Source organism: Methylibium sp. T29, assembly GCF_000576205.1.
Lineage (GTDB): Bacteria > Pseudomonadota > Gammaproteobacteria > Burkholderiales > Burkholderiaceae_C > Methylibium > Methylibium petroleiphilum.
In genome coordinates, this window is record NZ_AZND01000088.1 from 1 (window position 1) to 13868 (window position 13868).

At 64.3% G+C, this 13868-nt stretch carries 13 protein-coding genes; 11 read left to right on the top strand and 2 right to left on the bottom strand.

Annotation, left to right across the window (positions count from 1 at the left end; all coding sequences use genetic code 11):
* Together x551_RS11920 and x551_RS11925 are read right to left on the bottom strand one after the other, a co-directional pair.
* Positions 1-1067 (bottom strand): IS110 family transposase (locus x551_RS11920; protein WP_036233806.1); only part of this gene is annotated, 1067 nt, incomplete at its 3' end.
* Between the two features lie 120 nt (positions 1068-1187).
* Entirely contained in the window at positions 1188-1877 is a 690-nt protein-coding gene (locus x551_RS11925; protein WP_051495804.1) for a GntR family transcriptional regulator, read from the bottom strand.
* Positions 1878-1984: 107 nt separating this feature from the next.
* On the opposite strand from x551_RS11925, the gene x551_RS11930 reads away from it, so the two are divergent.
* The 11 genes from x551_RS11930 (at position 1985) to x551_RS11975 (ending at position 13842) form a co-directional block, all read left to right on the top strand.
* The gene (locus tag x551_RS11930) at positions 1985-2395 is read left to right on the top strand and encodes a cobalamin B12-binding domain-containing protein (protein WP_036233809.1); all 411 of its coding nucleotides are present in this window, start codon (positions 1985-1987) and stop codon (positions 2393-2395) included.
* Positions 2396-2416: 21 nt separating this feature from the next.
* A complete protein-coding gene (locus x551_RS11935) occupies positions 2417-3850 on the top strand; it encodes an AMP-binding protein (protein WP_036233813.1) in 1434 nt (477 codons plus the stop codon).
* Between the two features lie 16 nt (positions 3851-3866).
* Positions 3867-4850 (top strand): methylmalonyl Co-A mutase-associated GTPase MeaB, encoded by a 984-nt coding sequence (gene meaB / locus x551_RS11940; RefSeq protein ID WP_036233816.1) that lies wholly within the window; start codon positions 3867-3869, stop codon positions 4848-4850.
* On the top strand, positions 4837-6807 hold the full coding sequence (locus tag x551_RS11945; protein ID WP_253950362.1) for a methylmalonyl-CoA mutase family protein: 1971 nt from the start codon (positions 4837-4839) through the stop codon (positions 6805-6807). Before meaB ends, x551_RS11945 begins: the two co-directional genes overlap by 14 nt.
* Positions 6808-6838: 31 nt before the next feature.
* A complete protein-coding gene (locus x551_RS11950) occupies positions 6839-7408 on the top strand; it encodes a cob(I)yrinic acid a,c-diamide adenosyltransferase (RefSeq protein ID WP_051511980.1) in 570 nt (189 codons plus the stop codon).
* Positions 7409-7434: 26 nt separating this feature from the next.
* Positions 7435-9189 carry a thiamine pyrophosphate-binding protein gene (locus x551_RS11955; RefSeq protein WP_036233822.1) on the top strand — a complete coding sequence of 585 codons (1755 nt, stop codon included), beginning with the start codon at positions 7435-7437 and terminating at the stop codon, positions 9187-9189.
* A 1-nt stretch (position 9190) separates the two neighbouring features.
* Positions 9191-10210, top strand: a complete 1020-nt coding sequence (locus x551_RS11960; protein WP_036233825.1) for a gamma carbonic anhydrase family protein — start codon at positions 9191-9193, stop codon at positions 10208-10210.
* A 31-nt stretch (positions 10211-10241) separates the two neighbouring features.
* Positions 10242-10799: a cob(I)yrinic acid a,c-diamide adenosyltransferase gene (locus x551_RS11965; protein WP_036233830.1), complete on the top strand. Its 558-nt coding sequence runs from the start codon at positions 10242-10244 to the stop codon at positions 10797-10799.
* Between the two features lie 56 nt (positions 10800-10855).
* Positions 10856-11707 (top strand): 3-hydroxybutyryl-CoA dehydrogenase, encoded by an 852-nt coding sequence (locus x551_RS11970; RefSeq protein WP_197028796.1) that lies wholly within the window; start codon positions 10856-10858, stop codon positions 11705-11707.
* Between the two features lie 199 nt (positions 11708-11906).
* Entirely contained in the window at positions 11907-12194 is a 288-nt protein-coding gene (locus tag x551_RS25230) for a hypothetical protein (RefSeq protein WP_155935836.1), read from the top strand.
* 418 nt (positions 12195-12612) lie between these two features.
* Entirely contained in the window at positions 12613-13842 is a 1230-nt protein-coding gene (locus tag x551_RS11975) for a DUF1173 family protein (protein WP_081771308.1), read from the top strand.
* Positions 13843-13868 lie beyond the last annotated feature (26 nt).

The window sequence follows — 13868 nt, forward strand, 5'->3', positions numbered from 1 at the left end:
AAGCCCGCGAGTTCGCGTGCCACGGCTACGCAGACTTTATTCGGCTGCACGCCTCGCGATGACAGTCGGCCGAACCGCATACACAAGCGCACCTGCGCCTTCCAGGCGTGGTTTCGCACCGCCTCGGGCAACGCGGCACTTCGCTCGCGCAGCGTGGTGCTGAGCCTTGCGGGGAAGCGATAGTTCCACGCCGCTTCGGTGAGCAGACGCTTGGCGTGTGCATTGCCCGTCTTGGTGATCGAGCCGCGACGAACGCTGTTGCCGCTGGAGTGTTCCGAGGGCACGAGACCCAGGTAGCCCATCAGCTGGCGTGCCGTTGCAAAGCGATTGATGTCGCCGATCTCCGCAACGAGTCCGATCGCGCTGACGGTGTCGATGCCGCGCAAGGCACGCAGCGCCGCCACGACCGCTTCGAAGCGCCAGCCCTTGACGGCTTCACCCAGTGCATCGGTCAGCCGTTGCACGCGCTCGTCGGCGGCCTGCACAGCGAGCTGGTACTCGCCCAAAGCAACGCGCTCGCCAACGTGCTCGAAGCGTTGAGCGGCAATCCAGATCGCGTGGCTCTTCGTCCATGAGGTCTTGCCGGGATAGCGACGCTCGTGGCGCAACAGGAATGCCTTGAGCTGCTGACGCGCTCTCAGCCGAGCCGTCACAGCGTCCTCGCGCGCCCGGCACAGGTCGCGCATGGCTTCATATGCCTCGTCGGGAACCCATATCGACTTGAGCTCCCCCGACCGCGACAGCTCGGCCAGCCGTGCGCAGTCGCGTCGATCGGTCTTGATCCGATCGCCGGCTCGGCGCGGGATCAGCGACGGCGCAACAATCTCGCAGTGGTACCCACGACGACGCAACTCGCGGTACAGCCCATAGCCCGTCGGGCCGGCTTCGTAGGACACGCAGACCTCGGCCGGAGCGCCCGCCTTGGCCAGCATCTTCAGCAGCTTGTTCACATCCGGCCCCAACGTTCCTACGAACCGCGCCGGCTCCCGGCTCGCGTCGCAGGCAGCGACGCTGATGCTGTCTTTGTGGACATCCAAACCAACGAAGAACTTGATACGCTCGTCCATGGCTCGTCTCCTTCTGTTGCGCCTGGCCCGTCCAGTCGCACGTGGCTCGGCGCACCTCGGTACGCAACCCACGATTCTGGAGACGAGCCTTCTGGCGCTCAACACGGGCGACCATGATGTCTAGTCCGCGAGGCCCGACTTGTCCTTCAACAGTGTTCCAACGCGTGTATGAGCCGAGGTGACGTGGTCGTTGATGGCGCGCGCCGCACCCTGTGCGTCACCTTGGGAAATCGCGTTCAACACGGCGGCATGTTCGTTCCACACCTCGCGCGCTAGATCCCGGTGCCGCAGCACCTCGCCCATCGAACGACGCAGGTGCTGCCAGTGGGCCTGCATGGACTGCACGACCAAAGGATTGCCACTCGCTTCGTAGATCCACTCGTGGAAGTCGACGTCTGCCAGCAAGGCCGCGTGCGCGTCGCCGGCGGCGGCAACCTTCCTGCCGAGTTGAACGATGGCATTGCCGGCCGCAATCTGTTCCTTGGTTGCTCGCTTGGCGGCCAGGGAAGCCGCCAAGGGCTCGAGCGCTGAACGCAACTCGAAGATCGCATCGAAGCGACCTCGATCGACGGGCGCCACCTGGAGACCGCGACGTCCGCGCTCCACAAGGAAACCTTGCAACTTGAGCTGACTCAGGGCGGTCAGCACCGGCTGGCGCGACACCTGAAGCAACTCCGCGAGGTCGTCCTGCCGCACAGGCGCTCCTGGCGCAAGCGTTCCCTCGCAGATTGCGTCAAGGATCTTCTCGTAGACCTGCTCGACGAGAGGCCGCGTCCGCTGGAGGGATTCAATGCTTGTCACAACACCCATTATCGATCGCTCCTTGGGGTAAACACCACATACCGTATGTCGCATACTGTAAGGTATCATGCCATCGACATTGACTTCCATCCTTCTTCACTGGACGACCGCTCGCCATGGAACAAACTCCGATCCGCGTTCTTCTTGCCAAGGTTGGCCTCGATGGTCACGACCGTGGCGTCAAGGTTGTCGCTCGCGCCCTGCGCGATGCCGGTATGGACGTCATCTATTCCGGCTTGCACCGCACGCCTGACGAGATCGTCAACACCGCCATCCAGGAAGACGTCGACGTTCTCGGCGTGAGCCTGCTGTCCGGCGTCCAACTCACGGTGTTCCCAAAGATGTTCAAGCTGCTCGAAGAGAAGGGCGCGAGCGACCTGATCGTGATCGCCGGTGGCGTGATGCCGGATGAGGACGTCGTGGAGATTCGCAAGATGGGTGTGCGAGAAGTTCTCCTGCAGGACACCCCGCCGCAAGCCATCATCGATTCGATCCGCTCCCTGGTCGCCGCTCGCGGCGCCCGCTGAGACCCAAGTCTGAGGCCCGACATGGAAGAGTGGAAATTTCCCGTCGCATATGACGAAAGCTATCTGCCGTCCGCCGATAGCCGGTACTGGTTCCCCCGTCGCGAAACGATGCCGGCGGGGGAGCGTGACAAGGCGATCCTTGAGCGCCTCCAGCAGGTGTGCCAGTACGCCTGGAATCACGCGCCCTTCTACCGGCGCAAGTGGGAGGAAGCCAGTTTCCATCCCAGCCAGCTCAAGTCACTCGAGGACTTCGAGACGCGCGTGCCGGTGGTGAAGAAGACTGATCTGCGCGAGTCGCAGGCCACGCACCCGCCGTTCGGCGACTACGTGTGCGTGCCGGACTCCGAGATATTCCACGTGCACGGCACCAGCGGCACCACCGGCCGGCCGACAGCGTTTGGCATCGGTCGTGCCGACTGGCGCGCCATCGCGAACTCTCACGCCCGAATCATGTGGGGCATGGGCATCCGGCCGGGCGACATGGTCTGCATCGCTGCCGTCCTGAGCTTGTACATGGGCAGCTGGGGTGCGCTGGCCGGTGCCGAGCGCCTGGGCGCCAAGGCATTTCCGTTCGGAGCGGGCGCCCCAGGCATGAGCGCCCGACTGGTTCACTGGCTCCAGACCATGAAGCCGGCGGCCTTCTACGGGACGCCTAGCTACGCAATCCACCTGGCGGAGGTGGCGCGCGAAGAGAAGCTCAATCCGCGTGACTTCGGCCTCAAGTGCCTCTTCTTCAGCGGCGAACCGGGTGCTTCGGTGCCGGGTGTCAAGGACCGCATCGAGGAAGCCTACGGAGCCAAGGTCTACGACTGCGGATCGATGGCCGAAATGTCGCCGTTCATGAACGTTGCCGGCACGGAGCAGAGCAACGACGGCATGCTGTGCTGGCAGGACATCATCTACACCGAGGTTTGCGACCCGGCCACGATGCGTCGTGTGCAGTATGGTCAGCGCGGCACACCGGTGTACACGCACCTCGAGCGCACCAGCCAGCCGATGATCCGGCTGCTGTCCGGCGATCTCACCCTGTGGACGAACGACGAGACCCCGTGCGGCCGGACCTATCCGCGGCTTCCTCAGGGCATCTTCGGTCGGATCGACGACATGTTCACCATCCGCGGTGAGAACATCTATCCTAGCGAGATCGATGCCGCGCTGAACCAGATGTCGGGCTACGGCGGCGAGCATCGAATCGTGATCACGCGCGAATCGGCAATGGACGAACTGCTCCTGCGCGTCGAGCCGACGGAGGCCGTGCAGGCAGCGGGCGCGGCCGCGCTTGAGGTCTTCCGCTCGGAAGCGTCGCATCGCGTGCAGACCGTCCTCGGGGTTCGCGCCAAGGTGGAACTGGTCGCGCCCAACTCCATTCCGCGCACGGACTTCAAGGCGCGTCGAGTGATCGACGACCGCGAGGTGTTCCGCGCCCTGAACCAGCAACTGCAGGCCGGCGCCTGAACAGGATCGGTTCGGAATGACTTACGTTCCATCTACCGTCCTGCTCGAGAAGCTTCGTGCAGGGAACGGCTGGGCGCTAGGGCGCTTGATCTCCCGAGCGGAGGCGGGCGTACCCGAGGCGCGGACGGCATTAGCCGAGGTCTATCGGCTGGCTGGGTCGGCCCATGTCATCGGCCTCACCGGGGTGCCTGGCAGCGGCAAGTCCACGCTGGTGGCCAAGCTGACCGCTGAACTGCGCCGACGTAGTGAGAAGGTCGGCATTGTCGCAATCGATCCGTCGAGCCCGTATTCCGGCGGTGCGATTCTGGGCGACCGCATTCGCATGACCGAGCTGGCCAACGATCAGGGTGTGTTCATTCGCAGCATGGCCACCCGTGGGGCCACAGGCGGCATGGCGCGCGCGGCTCTCGATGCGGTCGACTTGCTCGATGTCGCGGGCTACCAGACGATCATCCTCGAAACCGTGGGTGTCGGTCAGGACGAAGTGGAAGTGGCACACGCCTCCGACACCACGGTCGTCGTGTCGGCCCCCGGTCTGGGCGACGAGATTCAGGCCATCAAGGCCGGGATTCTCGAGATCGCCGACATCCACGTCGTCAGCAAGTGCGACCGGGACGACGCCAACCGCACGCTCACCGACCTCAAGCAGATGCTGACGCTGGGGGCGGTGGTCGGGTCCAAGCGGTCCTGGGCAATCCCCGTCGTTGGCGTCAGCTCGTACACGGGTGAAGGCATTGAGGACCTGCTGGCTCGCATTGCCGCGCACCGCAAGGCCATGACCGACTCAGACGTCGGTCGAGAACGGCGGCGCCGCGTCGCTGAGTTCCGGCTGCACAAGACGGCCGAAACGTTACTGCTGGAGCGCTTTGCCTCAGGCGCGCATGAGTTTTCGCCCGACCTCGCCAACAACCTCACCGAACGTGCCTTGGACCCTTACGCCGCAGCACGCGAACTTATCGTCAAAACGATCCGCAAGGAGTACTCCAATGACCTGGCTTGACGCCAAGAAGCAGACCCAACTCCAGTCGGAACGCAAGGACTGGGAATCCAATGAAGTCGCCGCGTTCCTGAAGAAGCAGCCCGAGCGCAAGGAACAGTTCCACACCATCGGCGACTTCCCGGTTCAGCGCACCTACGTCGCTGCCGACATCGCCGACACGCCGCTGGAGGACATCGGTCTGCCGGGCCGCTACCCGTTCACCCGCGGCCCGTATCCGACGATGTACCGCAGCCGCAACTGGACGATGCGCCAGATTGCCGGCTTCGGCACCGGCGAGGACACCAACAAGCGGTTCAAGTACCTGATCGCCCAGGGCCAAACCGGCATCTCGACCGACTTCGACATGCCCACGCTGATGGGCTACGACTCCGACCATCCGATGAGCGACGGCGAGGTCGGCCGCGAGGGCGTCGCGATCGACACGCTGGCAGACATGGAAGCGCTGCTCGACGGAATCGACCTCGAGAAGATCTCGGTCTCGTTCACGATCAATCCGAGCGCTTGGATCATGCTGGCGTTCTACGTGGCGCTGGCGGAGAAGCGCGGCTACAACTTGAACAAACTGTCGGGCACTGTGCAGGCCGATATCCTGAAGGAGTACATGGCGCAGAAGGAGTACATCTACCCGATCGCGCCGTCGGTGCGCATCGTGCGCGACATCATCACGTACAGCGCGAAGAACATGAAGCGCTACAACCCGATCAACATTTCAGGCTACCACGTCAGCGAAGCAGGCTCCTCGCCGCTGCAGGAAGCTGCCTTCACGCTGGCGAACCTGGTCACCTACGTCGAAGAGGTGACCAAGACCGGCCTGCACGTCGACGAGTTCGCGCCGCGCCTCGCGTTCTTCTTCGTCAGCCAGGGCGACTTCTTCGAGGAGGTCGCCAAATTCCGCGCGCTGCGCCGCTGCTACGCCAAGATCATGAAGGAGCGCTTCGGCGCGAAGAACCCGGAATCGATGCGGCTGCGCTTCCACTGCCAGACGGCCGCCGCGACGCTGACCAAACCGCAGTACATGGTCAACGTCATCCGCACTTCGTTGCAGGCGCTGTCGGCAGTGCTTGGTGGCGCGCAGAGCCTGCACACCAACGGCTACGACGAGGCCTTCGCGATCCCCACCGAGGACGCAATGAAGATGGCGCTGCGCACGCAGCAGGTCATTGCCGAGGAGACCAACGTCACGCAGGTGATCGATCCGCTGGGCGGCAGCTACTATGTCGAGGCGCTGACCACCGAGTACGAGAAGAAGATCTTCGAGATCCTCAAGGAAGTGGACGAGCGTGGCGGCGCGATCAAGCTGATCGAGCAGGGCTGGTTCCAGAAGCAGATTGCCGACTTCGCTTACGAAACCGCGCTGCGCAAGCAGTCGGGCGAGAAGCCGGTGATCGGCGTCAACCGCTTCGTCGAAGACGAAAGCAACGTCAAGATCGAGATCCACCCATACGACCACACGACTGCCGAGCGCCAGGTCGCGCGAACGAAGCGCGTGCGTGCGGAGCGCGACGAGGCCAAGGTACAGACTATGCTCAATCAGCTCGTCGAGGTCGCCAAGGACGAGAGTCAGAACATGATGCCGCTGACCATCGAGCTGGTGAAGGCTGGCGCCACGATGGGAGACATCGTCGAGAAGCTGAAGGGCCTTTGGGGCACGTACCGAGAGACACCGGTTTTTGAGCATATCCTCGCCATGCCTGAAATCAGCTCGCTATCGCGAACCGAGGTGCGCCGGCTGAAATCAGCCGTGCGCAAGGAATCGAGCGCGCCAGCGGCTGAGCGGCTACTGGCCGATAGTGTTCGAAAGGGCCATGACAAGCTGGCCCTGCATCGATACCTGACGCTGCACAGAATTGACGCTGCAAGGTGTGTCCCCTACGAGGGTTACTGTCGGCAGGTCGCCGGACGCCTGCCGAGCGAGGCACTGCAGCGCGTGCTCCGTCACCTGGGCTGGACGGACTGAGGCCGGAGCGCACTTCACAGGAGCACAAGGCATGGTCAACAACATGGGCGCATGGATCAGTCATCCTGACGACGGAATGACGTCATTGGCGCGCGGTACCCGGGTCGCCAAGAACAGTCCGTACATCGAAGCCATCGGCATCGTCGATGAGCTGAACAGCATGATCGGCATGGCGATTGCCTCGGACTGCGGGTCGGACCTGCGGGCGGTTCTGGCGGAGACCCAGGAAGAACTCGTGACCTTGTCGCTTGAGCTTTCCGACCCTGGAAGCGCGGTCTTGATGGCCGCGGCTTTGCGAAGAATCGACAACGAACTCGATCGCTGGGCCGCGGAACTGCCGGAAACCGTCGGCGTGGTGCTGCCTCGCGGGACGATGGCCGCTGCTCTCTGCTTCAAGGCACGAGCGACGTGTCGAACATTGGAACGCCAACTTCTAAGTCTCGTCGATGACGACCCCGGTGCAGCCGGGAATTCGATTCGCCTCCCCTACGTCAATCGACTGGCGGATCTGCTTCAGGCGCTGGCGCGTACGGTGAACAGGCGCGCCCAGACGGAAGTGTTGGCGAGGCGCGGTCCAGGCGGTACGGGCAACCAAGCCTGACGACCCAGCCAAGCAGGACCAATGCCATGAACCCACCGCCAATTGGCGAGAACTCTGCTGCTGCCGTCATTGCACGCAAGCTCAAGGCACGAGGCGTCGACCGGGTGTTTGGCCTGTGCGGCGGGCACATCATGCCGATCTGGATGCGTCTGGACGCCGAAGGCATCCGCATCATCGACGTGCGTGATGAGCGTGCCGCGGTCTACATGGCGCACGCCTACGGTCAGCTCAGCGGCAAACCCGGGGTCGCCCTCGTTACGGCCGGGCCCGGGGTCACCAACGCGATTACCGGTATCGCCAATGCGCATGTGTCGCGGGCGCCAGTGTTGGTCCTTTCGGGCGTACCTCCTCGGCCGCAGCTAAACCGCGGTGCCCTACAGGATATGGATCACGTCAGCATGGTGAAGGGCGTGACGCGCTTCGCCTGCACCGTCCAGGATCCAGCGCAGGTGCCGCGGGCACTGGACGAGGCCTGGGCACTGGCTCAAGGGGAATCTGGCGGCGAACCCGGCCCGGCTTTCCTCGATTTCCCGACGGACACCTTGCGTGCCGATGTTCCTGCGCCCGTACAGAGGGAGGAACATGCACCAGTGCGCCGAGGCGTCGAGATTCAGGCAGATCCGTCTGCCGTCGCTCAGGCGGCCGACCTCATCTGGCAAGCCCGTCGACCCCTGGTCATTGGCGGCCGCGGCGCGCGTGGTGCGAGGGCCGAACTGGACGAGTTCCTTGCCGCTACTGGAGCCGTGTTTCTCGACACCGGGGAATGCAAGGGGGTCCTTCGCGACGATCATCCGGCGCTCGTGAACGCGATGCGCGGTACGGCCATGGGTGACGCGGACCTGGTCATCACGATCGGCCGAAAGTTGGACTTCCAGGTGGCTTACGGGTCACCAGCCGTTTTCGGCAGCGCGCGCTGGGTCCGGATTGCGGACAACGCGGAGGAATTGCGTGACAACCGCCGCGGCAACGCGGAAGTGCTCGCGTCGCCACGGCGGGCACTGCGAGCACTGGTCGCCGCTGGCCAGGGCCGAGGGTCATCAGTGGATCGCGCCTGGCGCGATCGACTCTGTACCGGGCATGCCACGAGATCCGCCAAGCTCGCATCCGGCATGGCGGCGGCGGCCGATGGAGCAGATGGCCGCATGCATCCCAACCGCTTGCTGGCTGAAGTGCAGCGGGCGATCGGCGACGACGCGGTCGTCGTGGCCGACGGCGGCGATTTCCTTGCCTTCACGCGTGTCGGCATTCGGTGCGACACCTACCTGGACCCCGGTCCCTTGGGTTGCATCGGTGTTGGCACGCCCTTTGGCATTGGAGCGGCGCTGGCCTGCCCGCAACGCACGGTGGCTGTACTGACCGGTGACGGTGCCTTCGGCTTCAATGCCATGGAAATCGACACCGCTGCGCGCCATGCCGTTCCGGTGCTCGTGGTCGTGGCCAACAACGGCGCCTGGCAGATCGAGGTGCACGACCAGACGACTACGCATGGCAAGGTGGTGGGAACGCGCCTGCAGCACGCCGACCACGCAGCGATGGCACGCGCATTCGGTGCGCATGGCGAGCGCGTGGAGAAGGCCGAGGACCTGCCAAAGGCGCTGGCGCGTGCACTGGCAGCCCTCAAAGGCGGGACGCCTGCCTTGTTGGATGTGCTTGTCAGCGGTGAGCCCATGTCGTCGGACGCCAAGTCCGGGCTCGCCTGGGTGCCGGACCTACAGGCGCTGGCCGCCTGGGACGAGGCGGAGCGTCGCTGGCGCGCAGGTGAGGCCGCTTCGGGCAGCTGAAATGTCTACTGCGCTGAATTTGATTCCCTACAAGGGAACTCATCCCGCATTGGCGTCCGCTCCCGCGGCGGCGCTGCCCGGGCACGTCATCGTTGGTCGGGTGACGCTTGGCGCAGGGGCGTGGCTTGGCGCGGGCTCGGTGATTCGCGCAGACGGCCATTTCGTGCAAATCGGCGACGGGCTGCACATGGGCCGGGGTGCAACGGTTCACATCGCGCATGAGCTGTATCCCACATTGATCGGCCATCGGGTTTGCGTCGGGGCCAACGCAGTCGTACACGCCTGCACCGTGGGGAACGACGTCGTCGTGGAACGGGACGCCGTCATCCTCGACGGCGCGGTGGTGGGCGCCGAATGCGTCATCGAGGCGGGCAGCATCGTCTATCCGCGAAGCACGCTGGAGCCCGGCATGCTGTACACCGGCCGACCGGCCGCTCCGGTGAGGGCATTGAACTCGCACGAACGGCAGGCCCGGGCTGAACTGCAGCGAGCCCGCAATCTAGCGGCGCATGCCGAGTGGACGTGTCGGGCAGTGACTACAAGCGTTGCATCCAATGCATTCGTCGCCGGCACGTGCGATCTCGACGGCAGCGTAGACTTGGCCGATGGCGCCAGCGTTTGGTTCGGATGCCGCCTCGACGGGCGAGAGGGAACCATCTCGATCGGTAGGCTCTGCAACGTGCAGGACAACTCAGTGCTCCGGGCCGGTTCAGGCGGAATGGTCTTGGGCGAAAAAACCACCATCGGGCACAACGTCCGGCTAGCGGATTGCAGCGTCGGCGCCCGATGCCTTGTCGGCATCAGCAGTCGCATTGCGCCTGGCACCACCATCGACGATGACACGTTCGTGGCGGGCGGCTGCGTCACGGAGCCAGGGCAACACTTGACCGGTGGGCTCGTCTGGGGCGGTGACCCGGCACGACCCATTGGTGAGATGAACGTGGCCAAGCGCGCGGCCATCCTGAACATCGCGACTGTGTATGCGGGATATGCGGTCGCGCTGCGTGCCGTACTTGTTTGAAAGTGGCGTCGGGCCGGTATTGCGAGACAACATGGGAAAACGACTGACCAGCATCGTCACCCGCACCGGAGACAACGGAACCACGGGACTGGGCGATGGCAGCCGACTGAGCAAGACGGCGTCGCGCGTCATGGCCATGGGCGATGTCGACGAGCTGAATTCCACAATTGGGATGCTCCTGGCCATCGGCATCAACGGTGATGAGGATCTTCAGACACCCGTGCTCCTTCGCAGCGTCCAGCAGGATCTGTTCGACCTTGGGGGCGAACTAAGCATCCCCGGCTACACGCTGTTGAAGGCCGAGCGTGTCGCAGCCCTGGACGATTGGCTGAAGAAGGCCAATGCGAAGCTGCCACGACTGGAGGAGTTCATTCTTCCCGGTGGCTCCTTGGCGGCCGCTCAAGCCCATGTAGCGCGAACTGTCTGTCGGCGCGCCGAGCGCTCGGTCGTCGTGCTGGCCGAAGCGAACACTGTCAATGCGGCCGTCCTTCAGTACCTCAACCGGCTCTCGGACCTGTTGTTCGTGCTGGCGCGCCTCTTGAACCGCCTTGCGGGCGGCGTTGACGAGCAGTGGGATCGAAGCCGCTGACTCGCCGCGACTAAAGACAACTTGCATTCTCTTAACTCCTGATCACTCGAATGGCAATCTCTCCCAGTTCGATCGGCGTCGTCGGCGCGGGCACCATGGGCAACGGCATTGCACAGATATGCGCCGTTGCCGGCCTGAACGTGACGATGCTCGACGTCAATGACACGGCACTCAAGCGCGGCATGGACACCATCAAACGCAATCTCGATCGCATGGTGGCGAAAGAGAAACTGACCGCCGCTGAATGCGATGCTGCAACGGCCAGGATCACCACTGGCCTGGACTACGCCACCCTTCGGTCGGTCGACATGGTGATCGAGGCAGCGACGGAAAATCTAGAGCTGAAGTTGAAGGTCCTGCGCCAAGTCGGCGCCAGCGTCGGCCGAGAGACCGTGGTCGCGACGAATACCTCGTCGATCTCTATCACACAGCTGGCTGCCGTGTTGGACGCGCCGGATCGCTTCATCGGCATCCACTTCTTCAATCCTGTTCCGGTCATGTCGCTGCTGGAGGTGATTCGCGGAGTACAGACTTCAGATGCGACTTACTCGGCAACGATGGCCTTCGCGAAGACCGTCGGCAAGTCGCCCATCACGGTCCGCAACAGCCCGGGCTTCGTTGTCAACCGCATCCTGTGCCCGATGATCAATGAAGCAATCTTCGTGTTGCAGGAGGGTCTTGCGACAGCAGAGGACATAGACGCCGGCATGCACTTGGGATGCAACCACCCGATTGGCCCTTTGGCTCTGGCCGACATGATCGGCCTCGACACGCTTCTGTCGATCATGCTTGTACTCCACGATGAATTCTGCGACCCCAAGTACCGGCCAGCTCCCCTGCTGAAGGAGATGGTTGCTGCCGGACGTCTTGGGCGAAAGAGCCGACAGGGTTTCTACAGCTACAGCTGACTAAACTAGAATTTGACGGACACGTCGTTGGTGCGAGCCCGCAGCGCTATCTGACGCCGTGGCGCGAACCCGTCTCTGAGCATGGTCCGCAGGTCGTCGGCGACTGTGGTGAGCGGCGCAAGCCGCATCCGGTTTATCCGGTTTAAGAGCGAGTCAAGATCGACGCCTTGCATGGCGCTGCCGTTCATCAATAATGGTGATGTACGGCATGGCAATGCGCAAGCGAAGACGAGGTGTTCCCCAACGCCCCAACGCGGTGGGCATTTACATCGGAGCCTCCAGCCACTGTATGGCGGTGCCGCGGCATTTCGCCGAAGCTGTCAATTGCGACGCGGTGCGCGAAGTCGTGGCGATGACCGATGAGCTGACCGCACTAAGTCCTGGACTCGTCGGCCAGGTGATCACTAAAGGTCCGGAACCGTCGTACTGGCCATTTTCTCGCGCCACAGAGCTGGAACCGTTCGACAGTGATCAGAAAGTCTCCTGAAGCGTTCGACAGTCGGGGCGTCCATGCCGTTGGTTCCGGGTCTTTGGTGCGAGGGTTTCCGGAAATCTAGTGATTTCCGACAAAGAGGCGCTTGCCGCGCACCGGGCAGCCGGACGCATCCACTTGAGTTGACATAAACATTATCGAAGCCCATTCGAGCCTGCGGATCCAGGCCCGGACCAGCTGTCTGACCGGTGTCCTGATGGTGATCCGCACCGCCAGAGTCGCCTCCAAGATCGCGCGCGGGCGGGCGCCACAGATCGTTCAAACCACCGCCTTCCTGTGCGCCGCAGTGCCACTCCGGGGCGGGCCGTCGGCTGAACTTCGAGGCCCCATTCCCTCGGGGCGCCTCCTGGTCTCCGACGTATTGGCGATACCGCTCCGGCAGCAAGCCCGTTTCGGCTTGTGCCGCGCGTTGATGGTGGTCAACGATGCGGCGGTGGATACGCAGCGACTCTCAATCCGCGGCCGCATCCTGGAGCCTGACCAGCCCGCGCTCCAGGATGCGTTGGCCGCCGTCTACGAAACACCCGAGCGACCGCGCTGTCTGTGCGTGCCGGGCGGCGTCGAAATGTATGTCGCCTTTCACCGCCGCTACCTGGCCAAGCGCATGCCGGAGACTGGCAGCCAGCACCACCCGGCCTGCCCGTCGTTCGAGCCGTCGCCACAGCAGTCAGGGCTGGGCGAACTGGTGGGCGACGCAGTGCGCGAGTCCGAGGGGGCCGTGGAATTGCGGGTCGACTTCGCGTGGAGCCGCCAGGCCGGCGGCAAGGCTCTGGGCCGACGGACGGACGATGACCCGGGCGAGATCGAGGCGCCGCGGCGCCGCATGAGCCTGCGCGCGCTGACGCACTTTCTGTTCGAGCGCGCGGGCTTCAACCGCTGGTCGCCGGCGATGTCCGGTAAACGATCGCAGGGTGTGCTGCACAAGTACCTGCAGCGCGCCGCCGAGCAGGTGCGGGCGAAGGGTGTCGTGCTTGGCGAGCGCCTGTACGTGCCGGAGCAGTTCAACGAAGCGACGCACGCGGAAGCGGCGCGGCGCCGCCGAGAACGCCTGGGTGTGTTGCGGCCGCACGATGGCGTGGCGCCACTGGCCGTGGCGCTGGCCGAGTTCAAGGCGGCCGAGGCCTTCCCGGGCGGCTACCGGATCTGGCTGAAACACATGCCCGACGCGCCGCTGCTGGCGTCGGCCAAGACCTGGGAACGGATCGCGAGGACCTATGCGGCAGTGCTCGAAGCCCGTGACGCTGACCATGGTCAGCGTGTGCGCGCGGTGATCACGGCCTTGATCCGCGCGCGGCGCGAGCACACGTACGAGATCGACACTGCGACCCTGCTGCTGGCCAGCGATCAGTGGATCCCGGTCGAGGGCGTGCATGAACTGCCGTTGCTGCAGGCGCTCGTCGATGCGGGGCGGTACTTCGTCAAGCCGCTGCGTTACGACGCGCGCTGCGCAGCCGCGTTCGCCAATGCGCTGCTGCTGGACACGGGCGCCGTGCCGCTGCCGCTGCACGTGTACAGCCCCTTCATGACCCCACGCGAGCGTGAGGCCAAGGCCGCCACGCTGCGCGCTGCGGGCGGTGGCTGGGTGTGGTCCACCGACGAGCCGATGCACGCGTTGCCGCCGGCCGCACCGCGGCGCGCGTGAGGGCGGCGCGGCTGAACAAGCGCACT